Source organism: Roseofilum reptotaenium CS-1145, assembly GCF_028330985.1.
Taxonomy (GTDB): Bacteria; Cyanobacteriota; Cyanobacteriia; order Cyanobacteriales; family Desertifilaceae; genus Roseofilum; species Roseofilum reptotaenium.
Genome location: NZ_JAQMUE010000063.1, coordinates 16,605 through 31,092, shown reverse-complemented (window position 1 = coordinate 31,092; position 14,488 = coordinate 16,605). Strand labels below are relative to the sequence as shown.

The window sequence follows — 14,488 nt, the reverse complement described above, 5'->3', positions numbered from 1 at the left end:
TGGGCCCTCTTTTGCTTGATGGTAGGCTACGCCCAGGGACTCTCTACTCTGGTGGGGGACTATCTTAAGGAGTCGGGGCATTGCTTTGCTTGGACACTCTTCATTTATATCGTAACTTATTCATCGGACTTGATATTACTGCTATTTTGAACCGTAGCTTTACCCCGATCAGCAATCATCATCGTATCCCCGATCGCCCCTTGAATTTCATTGACTAAATGATTGATTTTGACGGCTGAATCTCTACTTTCATCAGCAAGTTTACGGATTTCCGTCGCCACTACACCAAACCCTCTACCATATTCCCCAGCTCGCACAGCTTCTACTGCTGCATTGAGAGCTAACATATTCGTTTGGTTGCCTAAATTACTCACTAATTCGGAAATACTGGCAATTTCTTGGGCATGCTGGTTCAGTTCTCCAATTTTGATGACCATCAGATTGACTTGTTGATCTAAAGTTATCATATCCTTAAGGGTCTGTTCTGCGGCCTGATTCCTCGCTTCACTCAGTTGTAACGCATCAGTGGCATTGCTTACAGTTGATTGAGCTTGTTGGGCCGATTTTTTGGCCGTTTGACTCAATTCATTAATTGATATGGTGGTTTGATGAACCGAAACGGCCTGCTGACTAATAATTCGTTCCTGCTCTTCAGCAATGGAGTCAATTTCACGAGAGGATACCGCAATTACATTGATAACTTCTTGCAAAGCAGCCGTGAGACTTCGGCGAATAATGATAAATCCTGCGGGAGAACCCACCAAGATTGCTACAATTAGTAGAGGAATAAAGACTAATAGAGTTTCTCGGTAAATATTCCCAGCTATTTTCCGTTCTTGACCTGCGACTTTAAGTTGTAGTTCGGTTAACCGATCGATCCGTTGGGTAATGGGATCGATCGCCAGATAAAGTTCTCCATCTAGCCTATCTAAAGTGGTGCGGTCGCTTGCCCTCAAAACTTGTTCTAAATTTTGCAAGTCCTTCTCTGCTTTTGCGAACATGATTTCTACTTCTTCGGCTAAATGTTTTTCCTCATTTTTAAAATCCCTTTGGGTATATAATTGCCAATTTTTCTCGATTTCCACTTGTGCTTTTTGAACAGATATCAATGCTTGCATCAATGAAATTTGGTTAGTATTGGCCTTATTTACTGCATCAATAATCTGAATGGCATAGTTATCAGAGACTCGTTTTAATTGAGATAAGGGAACCACCCGATCATCGTAAATCGTTTCAATACGATGATTAATCTGATTAAAAGAATAAATAGCATAAAACCCAACTATGCATAACGTAATTAAGGGAAGCCCAAATCCTAAGTACAACTTTTCACTCAATTTCACAATGAAACCTCCTAGGGGATAGGGTGGCGCTATGTGCTGTTCAGGGGGAATGGGTATAGGTCACAAGTTAAATTTGTAACCTAGGGGAGGCAAGTGGCAAAAGGCAATGCTAAGACAATCGGGTTTTATTCGTTCTTTCAAGATAGAGAATGTATGGATACCGATTAAAGCCTAGATCCCTCTAGGGAAATCGAAAAAAATATTTAATTTTGTTGGTAATTTAAAGCTTCACAAAATGTCTGTACCCCAGTTTTAACGACGTATAACACCACAGGGGTGACAAGCAAGGATGGACAGACTTGGGCGGTTTTGAGTGTACGAGCTACGTCAGCGAGTTGTCCTTGCTGAAAATAGCTCTGACAGGGGTCTTGGCATAAAATCACACGGCAGCGTTTAGCGACTCCAGATAACCAGTCTGTGCGATCGGGTTGTTGTCCAGCTTGAATGCCGAGGGAGAGGGCGGCATCTTCAAGATCTCCTTCACAGTCTTCAATTTGGTCTAAGGCTTCTAAGGCTTCCGGATCGGCAGCTAACTCCGTGCGATAATGGGCGATCTCTTGGGAAGTAAGGACAATCATAAGAATGTGGCAGTGGAGAACGGGAATAATGGTAACATCAGGTAAGGCATTATGCTCTTTTCAGACCTGCCAGCGCCTAGAATGTATATGTTGAGTGACCTTGAACAACAATTAGCCGACCTCAAGCAAGCCGCAGTGGAGGCGATCGCCGCCTGCGAGGATCTCCAGAAGCTTGAGGAACTCCGTATTGCTTATTTGGGTAAAAAAGGTCAGTTGCCTAAAGTGTTGGGAGGCATGGGAAAATTAGATCCCAGCGATCGCCCCCGCATCGGTGCAGTGGCTAATGAGGTAAAATCAGCTATCTCTACCGCCCTTGATGACACAAAGAGTGCCCTGCAACACGCCCAAATTCAAGCCAAACTGGAAGCCGAAACCCTGGATGTGACGATGCCTGGGGTGTATCGTCCCCAAGGGCGTACTCATCCATTGAATAGTACATTTGATCGGGCGATCGATATCTTTGTGGGACTTGGCTATACCGTCGCAGCCGGCCCGGAAATGGAAACCGACTACTATAATTTTGAAGCTCTCAATACTCCCCCCGACCATCCCGCTAGAGATATGCAAGATACCTTCTATCTCCCCGATGGTAATCTCCTCCGCACCCATACCTCCTCAGTTCAAATTCGCTACATGGAGAAGAATGACCCCCCGATCCGTATTGTGGCTCCTGGACGCTGCTATCGTCGCGATACGGTTGATGCAACCCATGCGGCAGTATTCCACCAAATGGAGTTGCTTGCAGTGGATGAGGGACTCACGTTTACGGACTTAAAAGGCACAGTGAAAGAATTCCTGACCCAAATGTTCGGCGAGGTCGATATCCGCTTCCGAGCCAGTTACTTTCCCTTCACAGAACCTTCGGCAGAAGTCGATGTGCAATGGAATGGGAAATGGTTAGAGGTCTTGGGCTGTGGAATGGTTGATCCCAATGTATTAAAAGCAGTAGGCTACGACCCAGAGGTGTATACGGGGTTTGCGGCGGGTTTTGGTATTGAACGCTTTGCAATGGTGTTGCATCAGATAGATGATATTCGCCGATTTTACAGTAGCGATCTGAGGTTTTTACGCCAGTTTTAAAGGGTTGAGGAGCCAGGGAGCTGATGACTAGCGTATCGATAAAATCTGAACAGATATCATGGATAAGATAAGCAAGAAACCCAGTTTCTAGTTGACTCAGGGAGGGGGGCACAGAATCAATCGCTTTGTCTATTAAACTTTGGAGAACTCGTCGCCCCTACGAAATTCGTCTGATAAAATTCATGTTTAATTTTTAATTGATCATGCGTGTGGTGTTATGTGGATACTATGGCCAGGGAAATGCAGGTGATGAAGCCCTGTTAGTTACCCTATTACAGATGTTACCTAAACATGTGACTCCAGTGGTGCTATCGGCTAACTGTGTAGAAACGGAACAACAGTATGGGGTGGAAACTTGCGATCGCACTTCGATCCCCGATCTGTATAGCACGGTAACCTCTGCGGATGGTTTTATCTGGGGAGGAGGCAGCTTAATTCAAGATGTTACCAGTTGGCGATCGCCCCTTTATTATTTTGCTCTTATGGCCCTAGCGCAACGGATGGGCAAAATTACCCTCGCTTGGGGACAAGGAATCGGCCCTTTAAACGCTGCTCTAACTCGCCGCTTGGCGCGATCCCTATTCCGTGGATGTACGGCGGTTAGTGTGCGCGATCGCCAATCAGCGCAACTGTTAACGGATTGGAATATTCCCTTTACCCTGGCTCCCGATCCCGTTTGGGCCTTGGAACCTACACCTGTTGAGGGGTTGGAAAATCTACCCTATCCCAGGATTGCGGTGGTGTTACGTCCCCATCCCCAACTCACCCCAGATCGCCTAGAAACTCTTACCCAAGCTTTGATTCAGCTACAGCAGCAAACCCAAAGTTATCTCCTATTACTCCCCTTTCAACCAAAGACTGATTTAGATATTGCCCAAAGACTTCATACAGCACTCCCGAAGGTGAGCCAAATTTGGATCGGCGATCGCTCAGAACAGTATAAAAGTATCTTTAGTCAAGTGCAAATGGCGATCGCCATGAGACTCCATGGCCTCATCATGGCTGCTGCCGTGGGATGTCCCTGCTTTGCTCTTAGCTACGATCCCAAAGTCACCCAACTTATGGAACAAGTGCATCTTCCCGGTTGGGAACTCAATCAGCTTCCAGAAAACGCTCACGAAATCAGCAAAACTTGGATCGATTTTTATGCTCATCGTCAACCCTTAACACCTGAACAACTTGAAGAGATCAGGGACCAAACTATGCAACATCAACAGATCTTAAACCAAACCCTTCTAACCAACTGATTCGCTGGTATAGCAGTGAATCAGTTGGTTAGGACAAGGTTCAATATTGAAACCTAGCTAATCCCTCTTCTGTCACTTTCCGAGAATTAAGATAGAATAATATAGAAGCTCAATAGCCGATCGCTATCATTGTTAACTGCCTTTCCGGTGGCACCAGAGGGAGGGGGCAATGAGTTCGCCAGCAAGGGAGGCATTTTGTACCGCTTGCATGACACCCGGCCATTTTTCTTCGTAGTCGTCGAAGAGCATGTATCTGCCGGGTTTGAGTTTCGGGTAGTAGTGGGTGATGTCTGCTTTTACGTCATCGTATTTATGACCGGCATCGATGAAGATGAGGTCGAGAGACTCGTCAGTAAAGAGGGAGGCGGCGGCAGTGGTGTCCATGACATGGAGTTCTATTTTGTCCTTGACTCCGAAGGCGGTGGTGTTGTTAAGGAAGGCTTCTTGGTTACGACGGACAACTTCTGCCATCGGGGGACGAGCTTCACCCGGTTTAAGGAGTGCCCCTTGAAAGTTGTCGATGCTGTGCAGGGTGGAATCGGGGGGGAGGACGGAGGCGATGGCAATGCTGCTGCGCCCTTGGAAGGCTCCCAGTTCGACGACGGTAGAGTTGGGGGGCAGTTGTTTGACCACGCATTGGAGGGCGACGGCTTCGGGAAGGGAGAAGAAGCCGGTTATTTTTTCCCAGAATAAGATTCCAGTGAAGTCGTAGTTGAGGGTTTTGAGGTCAACTTGGAGAGGTTGGGGGGTTTGCATAGTGAGTGGGCTGGCAGGCTTAAAATTGTAGGCTGAAAATCGAAAAGACCACGGTTCTACTTGAAAACCGTGGTCTATAGTCTATAACCCTATTTTGAAATGGGTTTAGATAATGTCAGCAGCAGATAAGTTATTTACTCCAACTACTGTCGCTAAGGTAATGTCAAGATCTGTTCTTCCTCCAATACCATCACGCTCAACATACAAGATAGAATCACTTCCACTCGCTTGTATATAAACTTGACCGATTTGTGACACAGCCAAACCACCGGTAGGAATTGTAGTAGTAGCAGGAGTTCTACCAAAAATGACAGTTTGCCCTGTTTGTGCAGTGCCATTGTTAAACGTTACATTGCTGACACTTAGGGAAGTAATATCAATTTTGTCCTGACCTACTCTGAAGTTCAAGATATAATCAGCATTCGTTTGAGTAATCGCATTAGGAATACCACTAGTAGCTGTTGTTGATGGGTCAGCAGCAGTAGCAGGATTTGCAAGAGCATCACCTGTACCTGTTGAAAAAGCATTAGAGTCTGTCAGGTCAAATGTGAAGACATCCATAGCATTGTCATTATCAGATGTGCTGGCTGACCCAATCAGGGTATCACTACCTGCACCACCAGTTAAGGTATCTGCGCCTGTACCACCGATGATGCTGTCTTTTCCAGCACCACCATAGATACTGTCATTGTCTGCACCACCGTTTAGAGAATCTCCATCGTTACCACCGGAAATAGTATCTTGTCCAGCATCACCCGTAATACTATCGTGGCCTGCACCACCATCAATGCTATCGTTACCATCTCCACCAGAAATCGTGTCACCCTGTGAAGCTTGGAATGGGTTGTTTGTAGAGGGAGGGGTTCCGGTTGCAGAAACCTGTTCACCCCCACCAATAAGAGTGTCATTACCTGCTCCACCAGTGATTGAATCCTCACCTGAATTCGTATTCGCTGAACCCCCACTGATGTAGTCAGCTCCAGCGCCACCTATCAGTGTGTCACCAGCTCCTGAAGGATTGCCACCACTGCCCGCAACACCGTTATCACCGCCTTGGATGCTATCGTTACCGTCACCACCATTGTACCAGTCCAAACCGGTTGCTCCAGCAGTTCCTATACGACCAATGGTGTCATTACCGGCATCTCCATTTACGGTGTCGTTACCTGCAATGTAGCCATCACCACTTGGAGAGTTGCTGCTGAGGGAGTTATCTACCTCAATGTAATCATTGCCTTGACCGCCACGGATCGAGTCATTTCCACCACCACCAACGATGGTGTCGCTCTCTGCTCCACCTAGGATGGTGTCATTCCCGGCGTTGTTACTCCCTTCATCTCCCCAAATGACATCTGCACCCAGGTCACCAGAAAGGTAATCACCTCCTCCTCTGCCACGCAGAACGTCATTGCCTTGACCACCATTGAGGCTATCGATTGTGGTTGTATTATCTGCACCAAAGAGAGTATCATTCCCTTGGTTCCCACTTAAGAGGTTGGTTGCTCCACCTAGAGCAATCAAAGTATCATCACCCAGGTTTCCAAACAGGCGATTAATACTTAGAGAAACAATGCTGCCGGTTAAGCTATCATTTCCTTGACCCCCAAAGATTTGGACTGAGGTGGAAAATTGGGCTTCAAGGGAATCATTGCCTTGAAAACCAAAGATTAGGTCTTGAGAACCCAGGATACCCGTTCCTGCGCCAGCACCAATACCTGTGTCTGCCCCAGAGGTTCCAAACCAGGAACGAATTTGAGGAGAAAGATCTTGTGTAACCAGTGTAAGTCCGCTCATCGTTCACTCCACAACGTTGTTAGATGTACTTTAATTCTTGTGTAGAGACACACTTTAAGTTTACTGTCCTTGAGCATCATAACTGAAAAATTGCTGATTGAGCATCTTTTCAAGGGTTGGCTCAGAGGTATAGGTCACAGCACCGCCGACTGGCTGAGGGTTAGGGCAATTGGTAATGTTACCAAAAGGCTCTAACAGCACGTGACAGAGACAATGATACCACCAGATTTTAAAAATGTGTCTACCTGCACAGGAAAATTTTGAAAATCCAATCGGTAGGTTGGATTTTTATCGATTGTTCTTACCTACAGCAGGAGGTTTGGGAATTTCGGAAAGGGGATGGGGATGGGGAGATAGGGGGATGGGGGGATGGGGGGATGGGGAGATGAAGTAATCGCCTCACACCATCTACACCATCTGGTTGTGAGGAGGCGGGTTCAGGATTGGGGTGGGTGGGGATCGCGATGGGTTAGTGAACCCGCCCCTACGGGATTTTAGGGTGATTTTTCATTATTCTTTAATTTCGATGCCTGCGGCTCGCAATTGGGCGGCTAGGCGATCGGCTCGTTGGCGTTCGGCTTCCGCCCGCTGGCGTTCTTGCTCGACTTTCTCTGTCCCCCACAGCAACAGATTGCCCTGTTTATCCCACCAATGCAACCAGTAGCTCTCTAGGTTTTCTCGACACCCTTGCCACACTCCTAGATATAAATCCATTTCTGCTATCCAAAATCGCCCGTCTGGATTCGGAGAAGCTAGATCGTAGCGCTGCTGGTTGCCTAAACGATAGAATTCTAAGACTCCCGTTTTCGGGTCAAAAATGCCATAGTTGGGCACGCACAAGATTTGCTCGTAGTAGAAATACTTACCTGGAGGATAGGTGGCTTTTGTGGAATATTCGCCCCCATCCGTATCCGATAAGAATTCTAGGACAAGAACCGGTCGATCGCCTTGTAGATTAGGGGTATAGCTGCGGATCACCTCTGGACGCTCAACTCGGATCTGGGGAATATAGGTCCAATCGAGGGATTTAACCACCATTTTCCCATTGACCGTGGCACAGATGCCGTAATTGGTGCGAGTTAGGGCATTTTCGGGTAATTTCCCGGCTTGGTTTAAGCTCTCAGTTAGGGCAGCAGCAAGAGCAGGTTGATAAATGTTATCCACGGGATCGTCGGGGAGTTGAAAGTCGTCTGGCAGTTTTTCCCAAGTAATTTTGTCGGCTGAAGAAGTGGCTAACATGGTTTGGGTCATGGATAATTATGAATGTTGATTATTTTATCATACTTTCTGGTTGCCCCACAGTGCAAAGAAACCTGGTTTCTACAACCTGTATCGATCTCCTGGTGTAGGGGCAAAAACCTTTTCTCCTCTACAGGGTTTGGGGCGATTATTTATTTTTAATTGAGTTGGCGATCATTAATTACCCATTATCAATTACCCATTACCTAATTTTTGATTAAATTGGCATAATTACTTGACAAATGACACAAACCTTGGTCTTATAAGGCCGGGCTAATAGGAAGCATAAATAGCCCTCAATTCGAGAAATATCGAGAGATATATCAAAAGTTGTTATTTAAGGTACAAGATTGTGAGCCAAACGAGTCAAGTCACAACTACGAATGACCCAAGCAGTTTTGATGCGATCAAGGAAGCCCACAAGCTTTCTGGAGAAGCAGAAGACCTCAAAGAGTATTATGACCAATGGTGTAGGAACTATGACCGTGATGTGCAAAATGAAGAATATTGTGGCCCAGAATACATTGCTGCCTATTTTGACTTATTGCCTAAAAAATTGGGCAAATTCCTAAATTTGCGCGATCCAGAAATCCAAATTCTAGATTCGGGTTGTGGTACAGGATTAGTTGGTGTAGCCCTACATCGGAGAGGCTATAAAAATATCGATGGATTTGATATCTCCCCAGGTATGGTTGAAGCGGCGGCAAAAACGGATTGCTATCGGAAATTGGAAGGGGGAACAGCCTGTGATTTAACCCAACGCATCAAGTATTATGCAGATAATCAATATGATGCTTCGATCAGTTGCGGGGTGTTTACTCTCGGCCATGTACCGCCCACCGCTGTAGAAGAGATGATCCGGTTTACTAAGCCGGGGGGTTTAGTCGTGGTGAGTACCCGGAAGAGCTACTACGATAGCACGAATTTTCAGGAAGTGTGCGATCGCCTGCAAGCTGAAAAGAAAGTGAAGCTCGTTAGCTCGATCATCGACGGCCCCTATATTGCCGAAGAAGGCGCTCACTACTGGGCGTTTGAGGTTCTGTAGATAGCCCCTCACCCTGCTCCTTGACTAGAAGCCAAATTGCTCGAAGCAACGGGTTAACCTAGCGTGGAGCAGGGCTTCATGCAAAAACAGAAAAGGAAATCAAGAACTATGACAGAGTTAATGAACGCCGTTGTTCTGAACGGATATGGTGGACCAGAACAATTAGTTTATACTCAAGTTCCTAAACCAACCCCCCAGAAAGGAGAAATATTAATCAAAGTAGGAGCTTGTTCCATTAACAATGCAGATATCAATACCCGTACGGGTTGGTATGCAGCAGATGAAAGGAAATTTCCTTCTTTGTCAGCGACACCATTGACGAAGCGCAAACCGTCAAACTGTTAACCAACCTGCTCTTTTACACCGGTATGGTCACCGTGGGTGAAGTGCTAATGATTTGTAAAATCTATGGCATTCCCCTCCTGTGGATGTGGGATTTAATGCGCTCTTCCCAAGGGTGTAGCTTTGTCGCCGAGCAAGTTACCCCCTTTATTTTTGACGGTAGTTACGATTATTCCTGCTCCTTAGAAATCACCGTTAAAGATACGGACTTAACAGTGAACTTAGCTGACGAGCTGAATGTCCCCCTCCCCATCGGTCGTATCGTGGAAGAAAGATATCGAGAAGCTGGCCAAAAATATGATGCCCATGATAACCATGTGAAGGTGACTAAACTGATTGAAGAAGACAATGGCGTTAACCTGAGAGTGCCAAGATTTACCGCATCCTCTCCCTATGGTTTGAACCGCAGCTATGTTCATTTTGAGGAAAAAATCAGCGATATCTTCGGTCGGATCAAACCCCGTCCCTATGAACTCCAATATCCCGCACCAGAACCCTTAGACGATCCAATTTTAATGGATATGGCGCGATCGCTAACAGATTTTATGGCTTATATCAACTACTTGATCCTGGGCGAAGCCAACCACTTGGGCAAAAACATGGGATTAAGCGACGAATTAATCGTAGATGTCATTCGCTGGAGTTGTGGCACCAGTTGGGTGTTTGATAACATCACCTCCTATCAACCCAATCCAGAAATTGTCAACACAATTCAATCCTTTGATTTGGGTCTTCGAGTCAAACTTCCAGTGTTAACCAAAATCTTGAATCATTTGAGTTAATCCCTACTTTCCGATTCAACTAAACCCTAAAACTCCATGAAAATTACTCGAATTACCGTCTATCAAGTCACCTTACCCCTAGAGCATCCGTATCGACTTTCTGGAGGACGCTTATACTTCGACAAACTCGATTCCACCATCATAGCCATGGACACCGATGTAGGCATCCGGGGTTGGGGGGAAGGCTGCCCTTGGGGTTCCACCTATTTACCCGCATTTCCGAGAGGAATTCGGGCGGGAATTGAGGAACTTGCCCCCCAACTGCTCGGACTCGATCCCCGTCGTATTGATGTGGTTTATCGGACGATGGATATGGCTCTACCCGGTCATCCCTACATCAAATCAGCTTTGGATATGGCCTGTTGGGATATCCTGGGTAAATTCACAGAATTCCCCCTGTGCGAACTGTTTGGCGGTCGCATTGACCAAGAAATTACGATTCAAAATTCTGTGCCCACCGATACCCCAGAGGGCATGATTGAATCGATTAAACGGGGTCAAGCCAGGGGAGAAAAAGTCCATACCTGTAAAATTGGTGCAGATGTGGCTTTAGACATTGAGCGGATTAAAGCCATTGGTGCGTATTTACCTCCAGATGAAAGTGCTACCTTTGATGTCAATCGCGCTTGGTTAGTTGATGACGGTATGCGGGTGATGAACGCGGTTAAAGAACCGATGCTCTATTTTGAACAACCCTGTGAAACCTATGAAGAGTGCTTACAACTGCGGAAATTGACGAATCATCCGATTATCTTAGACGAATGCATTCAAGCCTATGGTCATATTGTTCGCGCTCAAGCAGACAAAGCCTGTGAAGCGATTGGCTTGAAGATTGGTCGTGTGGGTGGATTAACCAAAGCCAAGCGTATTCGAGATTTCTGTGTAGAAACGGGAATTCGCATGAATATTGAAGTCACTGGGGGTAGCGTAATTGGAGATGCTGGGTCAGTCCATTTAGCCCAGTCTACCCCAGCCACCCACTTACGAGCCACTTGGTTATGCCATGAAATGCTCACGGTGAATACGGCAACCGGTGGCCCGCGCGGTCAAGGGGGGAAAACGGTTGCCCCAGATGCTCCCGGATTAGGTGTAGAGCCAATAATGGATGTTTTGGGTGAGGCGATCGCTGTTTATCAATAAAGAGTGAATGAGATACGGATGAAAGAATGGTTATGGCCGACACTGGGGGCAATTCTCTGTTGGGGGGGTTGGGCGTTTTTGCCCAAATTATCCAACCAATATATTGGTGCCAAAAGTGCGATCGCCTATTAGGGACTAGGGGGAGCGATATTGGCGACTCTAATCTTTGCTAATCTGGGCGATCGCCTAGAAACCCATCCCCAAGGTGCAATTCTAGCCATTATCGCCGGAATGCTCAACTTTTTGGGAGTGCTGTTCTACATCCAAGCCGTATCCAAAGGCTCCGTGTCTGTTGTCGCTCCCCTCTCTGCTCTATATCCTCTGGTGGTCATTATCCTAGCCGTTGTGGTCTTACAAGAAACCATGACCCTCAAACAGGCGATCGCGATGGGTTTTGCCCCGATCGCGATCGCCTTATTCGCGACTTGAACGGAGAGTTCTCATGAAAAAAATACTCGCTTTATGGGCGGTTCCGCGCTCCACTTCAACAGCTTTTGAACGAATGATGCAACAGAGGAGGGACTTTCTGGTGTTGGATGAACCCTTTGGTTGGTATTTCCACTATAGCGAGGAAAGAAAGAGCGATCGCTATCCAGAAGTAGCGATGAATTCAGCTTATAACTTCCAACCGTTACTTCAGGACTTAACCGATAAAGCTCAACACCAACCCATTTTTATCAAAGACATGGCTCGCTTTATCTGCGATCGTGCCGATCAAGACTTTATCTCTCACTTTGACCACACCTTTATTATTCGCCATCCCGCCAAAGCTCTCCCTTCTCTCTTTACCATTTGGCCAGATTTCCAGCTCCATGAAGCTGGATATGCAGAACTGTACCAATTATTTGAACAAGTGAAAACCGTTCAGGGAAAAACCCCTCCGGTTATTGACTCCGATGACTTAATCCAAAAACCAGAGGCTACCGTGAAAGGTTACTGCCAAGCTGTGGGGATTCCATTTATACCGCAATCCTTAACCTGGGAGAAGGAAATACCACCCGAAATCCATCAATGGGAAGGAAGTTGGCATAGTGAGGTACAATCGAGTCGAGGGTTTGAAAAATACCCCAAACAAGACCCGGTGAGAATTGAAGACAATGAACACTTACAAAAAGCCTATGAGTTTTGCTTGCCTTACTATCAAAAACTGTACGAATATCGACTCATAGTTGAATAAAGGATCGTGTTTTTAATTGTCCCTCGGTAAAAAGAAAGGAGAATGATCAATGAATTCCTTACCCATAATCTCATTAGAAAAGCTCAAAGATCTCAGTTTTCCATCCGGCAATGCAGAACATAAACGGCTGTATGAGACTTGTTTAGAGCATGGATTCTTTTATCTCAAAGATCATGGTATCCCCTCTGAATTAGTCCAGAAAACCATAGATGCTTCCCGCAACTTTTTCGAATTACCCGAAGAAACAAAACAAGCCTACAGTCAAGACAAACAAACCGTTTATCCTAAGACCTCTAGAGGCTATAGCCCTCTCTATGGTGAAACCCTGAATGGACAGACAGGTGCCGATCCTAAAGAAGTTTTTGATTTAGGTGTGGAACGCCTCCCTTCTGATAAACCTTTTACGGGAAAAACCGTCATTCCTGATGACCAAGTTGCTCCGGGTTTTGCCTCATCCCATTATCAGCTTCAAGGGGAAATTCTGAATAAAGTAGTTCCCCCTCTATTACAAGGATTAGCCGTTGCCTTAGACCAAGAATATAATTGGTTTGATCCCTATTTTGAAGACCCCATTTTAATTCATCGAACTGTTTATTATCCTCCCAAAGCAGGGAGTGCAGGGAAGCACACAGATACAGGGATTTTCACTATATTGATTCAAGAGTATTTCTCGACCCCTTCCCTAAGAGTGTATGCTAAAGAGGGTTGGATTGATGCTGAGTGTTTAGAAAACACTTTTGTCATTAACTTAGGGGATATGTTGCAATATTGGACGAATGGTTTATTTGTCAGCACCGCCCACGAAGTGATTCATACACTTCCTCATAATCGGGTTTCTATTCCCATTTTTGTTTTCCCTAATCATAATACACTGATTCAACCCATGGGAACGAATAAAACCATTAATTCTACTGATGTTATGTTAGATAATTTTCAATCAATTTGGGTTGATAAATCTGGCTCAGGGCGCGCCCAGGAATTAACATAATAGAGAGGGTCTTTTCCTATTAATTAATATTGATCCGGTGTGTTTAGAAGATGCCTTTGTGGTGAATCTAGGGGATATGTTACAACTGTGGACAAAAGGTTTATTTGTCAGCACTCCCCATGAAGTAATGCATAAACTGTCTAAAAGTCGGATTTCGATTCCCTTCTTTGTTTATCCCAATGTGAATGCCGTTTTTCAGCCCATTGGCAGCGATGAAACGATTAATCCAACTGAGGTAATGTTGAACAACTTCAATGCCATTTGGGTGGAGAAAACCGGAGACGGTCGCGCTAAGGAGTTAAAATAAGTTTATCCTATAGAGTACGTTAATAACGACATTATGTGGCTTCTGGCCACAGAGAAAAAGCAAAGAAGTGGCCCAGATCACACTATACAGCCTGCACTGGATTTATGAGTTAGTGCGAGGGTACAATCGTCTTGGGCCGGAAAGTTTAGCGGATAAACGTCAAGAAAATCATAGCAGAACTGCTCTACTCAACGATGAGCAACAAGTCCATCTGGGGGCCGACCTACAATCGGCCCCCAGATGGAGGACTATGGAATAAGCCAAAAGTAGCTCAATGGCAGAAGTGTTGAATGTTGACATAAAACTTTACATTTAACTGAAGAAAAGTCCCTAGTGAACTAAATCAGGGTTTTTGGAATCAGATCGTAGCTCCAATGAATAATAGAGCAGCGGCGGCTAAGTTCGACTGGCAAATAACGGAATTTATCCAACAAGGTTTGACCATAAAATTGAGAAACTTGCATTAACTGCAAGATTAAGTAAGCAATCAACACCATCAGAATCTGTAAGGTAACTCCATTGACATTTTTAGTAATCAGTTTGTCTAGCTTTAAATGCATTTTTAAGAACTTCCACAAGATTTCAATTTCCCAACGCTTTCGATAGATTTCACTAATTTCCTCGTTGCTGATTTCTATATTTTATCCTCTTTTTTCCGGCATTAAGCTAA

The 14,488-nt window shown here is 45.5% G+C and carries 17 protein-coding genes; 11 read left to right on the top strand and 6 right to left on the bottom strand.

What is annotated here, in order from left to right; translation table 11 throughout:
- Positions 1 to 116: 116 nt before the first annotated feature.
- Positions 117 to 1,343, bottom strand: coding sequence for a HAMP domain-containing methyl-accepting chemotaxis protein (locus PN466_RS10125; RefSeq protein ID WP_271939301.1), 1,227 nt, complete (start codon positions 1,341 to 1,343; stop codon positions 117 to 119).
- 203 nt (positions 1,344 to 1,546) lie between these two features.
- The gene (locus tag PN466_RS10120; RefSeq protein ID WP_271939299.1) at positions 1,547 to 1,921 is read right to left on the bottom strand and encodes a hypothetical protein; all 375 of its coding nucleotides are present in this window, start codon (positions 1,919 to 1,921) and stop codon (positions 1,547 to 1,549) included.
- 87 nt (positions 1,922 to 2,008) lie between these two features.
- On the opposite strand from PN466_RS10120, the gene pheS reads away from it, so the two are divergent.
- Both pheS and csaB read left to right on the top strand, forming a co-directional pair.
- On the top strand, positions 2,009 to 3,001 hold the full coding sequence (pheS, locus tag PN466_RS10115; RefSeq protein ID WP_278003049.1) for a phenylalanine--tRNA ligase subunit alpha: 993 nt from the start codon (positions 2,009 to 2,011) through the stop codon (positions 2,999 to 3,001).
- Positions 3,002 to 3,204: 203 nt separating this feature from the next.
- Positions 3,205 to 4,248 carry a polysaccharide pyruvyl transferase CsaB gene (gene csaB / locus PN466_RS10110; protein ID WP_271939296.1) on the top strand — a complete coding sequence of 348 codons (1,044 nt, stop codon included), beginning with the start codon at positions 3,205 to 3,207 and terminating at the stop codon, positions 4,246 to 4,248.
- A 132-nt stretch (positions 4,249 to 4,380) separates the two neighbouring features.
- Here csaB and PN466_RS10105 read toward each other — a convergent pair whose 3' ends face one another.
- From PN466_RS10105 to PN466_RS10095, 3 genes are all read right to left on the bottom strand, one after another.
- Entirely contained in the window at positions 4,381 to 5,004 is a 624-nt protein-coding gene (locus PN466_RS10105; RefSeq protein WP_271939293.1) for a class I SAM-dependent methyltransferase, read from the bottom strand.
- A 105-nt stretch (positions 5,005 to 5,109) separates the two neighbouring features.
- The gene (locus PN466_RS10100; protein ID WP_271939291.1) at positions 5,110 to 6,798 is read right to left on the bottom strand and encodes a calcium-binding protein; all 1,689 of its coding nucleotides are present in this window, start codon (positions 6,796 to 6,798) and stop codon (positions 5,110 to 5,112) included.
- 510 nt (positions 6,799 to 7,308) lie between these two features.
- Positions 7,309 to 8,037 carry a Uma2 family endonuclease gene (locus PN466_RS10095; protein WP_271939304.1) on the bottom strand — a complete coding sequence of 243 codons (729 nt, stop codon included), beginning with the start codon at positions 8,035 to 8,037 and terminating at the stop codon, positions 7,309 to 7,311.
- Positions 8,038 to 8,389: 352 nt separating this feature from the next.
- Between PN466_RS10095 and PN466_RS10090 the strand changes: the two genes are divergently transcribed.
- The 9 genes from PN466_RS10090 to PN466_RS10050 all read left to right on the top strand — a co-directional run bounded on the left by PN466_RS10090 (position 8,390) and on the right by PN466_RS10050 (position 14,077).
- Positions 8,390 to 9,082: a class I SAM-dependent DNA methyltransferase gene (locus PN466_RS10090; RefSeq protein ID WP_271939289.1), complete on the top strand. Its 693-nt coding sequence runs from the start codon at positions 8,390 to 8,392 to the stop codon at positions 9,080 to 9,082.
- 78 nt (positions 9,083 to 9,160) lie between these two features.
- Positions 9,161 to 9,427, top strand: coding sequence for a hypothetical protein (locus PN466_RS25935; RefSeq protein ID WP_271939288.1), 267 nt, complete (start codon positions 9,161 to 9,163; stop codon positions 9,425 to 9,427).
- A gap of 23 nt (positions 9,428 to 9,450) precedes the next feature.
- Positions 9,451 to 10,206, top strand: coding sequence for an NAD-binding protein (locus PN466_RS10080; protein ID WP_271939287.1), 756 nt, complete (start codon positions 9,451 to 9,453; stop codon positions 10,204 to 10,206).
- Positions 10,207 to 10,242: 36 nt separating this feature from the next.
- Positions 10,243 to 11,346 carry a mandelate racemase/muconate lactonizing enzyme family protein gene (locus PN466_RS10075; protein ID WP_271939285.1) on the top strand — a complete coding sequence of 368 codons (1,104 nt, stop codon included), beginning with the start codon at positions 10,243 to 10,245 and terminating at the stop codon, positions 11,344 to 11,346.
- Positions 11,347 to 11,496: 150 nt separating this feature from the next.
- Positions 11,497 to 11,775: an EamA family transporter gene (locus PN466_RS10070; protein ID WP_271939283.1), complete on the top strand. Its 279-nt coding sequence runs from the start codon at positions 11,497 to 11,499 to the stop codon at positions 11,773 to 11,775.
- A 13-nt stretch (positions 11,776 to 11,788) separates the two neighbouring features.
- Positions 11,789 to 12,523, top strand: coding sequence for a sulfotransferase-like domain-containing protein (locus PN466_RS10065; protein WP_271939281.1), 735 nt, complete (start codon positions 11,789 to 11,791; stop codon positions 12,521 to 12,523).
- Positions 12,524 to 12,572: 49 nt separating this feature from the next.
- Positions 12,573 to 13,511, top strand: a complete 939-nt coding sequence (locus tag PN466_RS10060) for an isopenicillin N synthase family dioxygenase (RefSeq protein WP_271939279.1) — start codon at positions 12,573 to 12,575, stop codon at positions 13,509 to 13,511.
- 37 nt (positions 13,512 to 13,548) lie between these two features.
- Positions 13,549 to 13,818 (top strand): 2OG-Fe(II) oxygenase family protein, encoded by a 270-nt coding sequence (locus PN466_RS10055; protein WP_271939277.1) that lies wholly within the window; start codon positions 13,549 to 13,551, stop codon positions 13,816 to 13,818.
- A gap of 67 nt (positions 13,819 to 13,885) precedes the next feature.
- Positions 13,886 to 14,077: a hypothetical protein gene (locus PN466_RS10050; protein ID WP_271939276.1), complete on the top strand. Its 192-nt coding sequence runs from the start codon at positions 13,886 to 13,888 to the stop codon at positions 14,075 to 14,077.
- 79 nt (positions 14,078 to 14,156) lie between these two features.
- Here the strand turns inward: PN466_RS10050 and PN466_RS10045 are convergent, their stop codons facing one another.
- A complete protein-coding gene (locus PN466_RS10045; protein ID WP_390889987.1) occupies positions 14,157 to 14,435 on the bottom strand; it encodes a transposase in 279 nt (92 codons plus the stop codon).
- Between the last annotated feature and the right edge of the window lie 53 nt (positions 14,436 to 14,488).

Coding starts and splice junctions, on each gene's coding strand:
- csaB (WP_271939296.1), top strand. CDS start 3,205: ATGCGTGTGGTGTTATGTGGATACTATGGCCAGGGAAATGCAGGTGAT.
- PN466_RS10120 (WP_271939299.1), bottom strand. CDS start 1,921: ATGATTGTCCTTACTTCCCAAGAGATCGCCCATTATCGCACGGAGTTA.
- pheS (WP_278003049.1), top strand. CDS start 2,009: ATGTTGAGTGACCTTGAACAACAATTAGCCGACCTCAAGCAAGCCGCA.
- PN466_RS10105 (WP_271939293.1), bottom strand. CDS start 5,004: ATGCAAACCCCCCAACCTCTCCAAGTTGACCTCAAAACCCTCAACTAC.
- PN466_RS10080 (WP_271939287.1), top strand. CDS start 9,451: ATGGTCACCGTGGGTGAAGTGCTAATGATTTGTAAAATCTATGGCATT.
- PN466_RS10075 (WP_271939285.1), top strand. CDS start 10,243: ATGAAAATTACTCGAATTACCGTCTATCAAGTCACCTTACCCCTAGAG.
- PN466_RS10060 (WP_271939279.1), top strand. CDS start 12,573: ATGAATTCCTTACCCATAATCTCATTAGAAAAGCTCAAAGATCTCAGT.
- PN466_RS10065 (WP_271939281.1), top strand. CDS start 11,789: ATGAAAAAAATACTCGCTTTATGGGCGGTTCCGCGCTCCACTTCAACA.
- PN466_RS10100 (WP_271939291.1), bottom strand. CDS start 6,798: ATGAGCGGACTTACACTGGTTACACAAGATCTTTCTCCTCAAATTCGT.
- PN466_RS25935 (WP_271939288.1), top strand. CDS start 9,161: ATGCAAAAACAGAAAAGGAAATCAAGAACTATGACAGAGTTAATGAAC.
- PN466_RS10095 (WP_271939304.1), bottom strand. CDS start 8,037: ATGTTAGCCACTTCTTCAGCCGACAAAATTACTTGGGAAAAACTGCCA.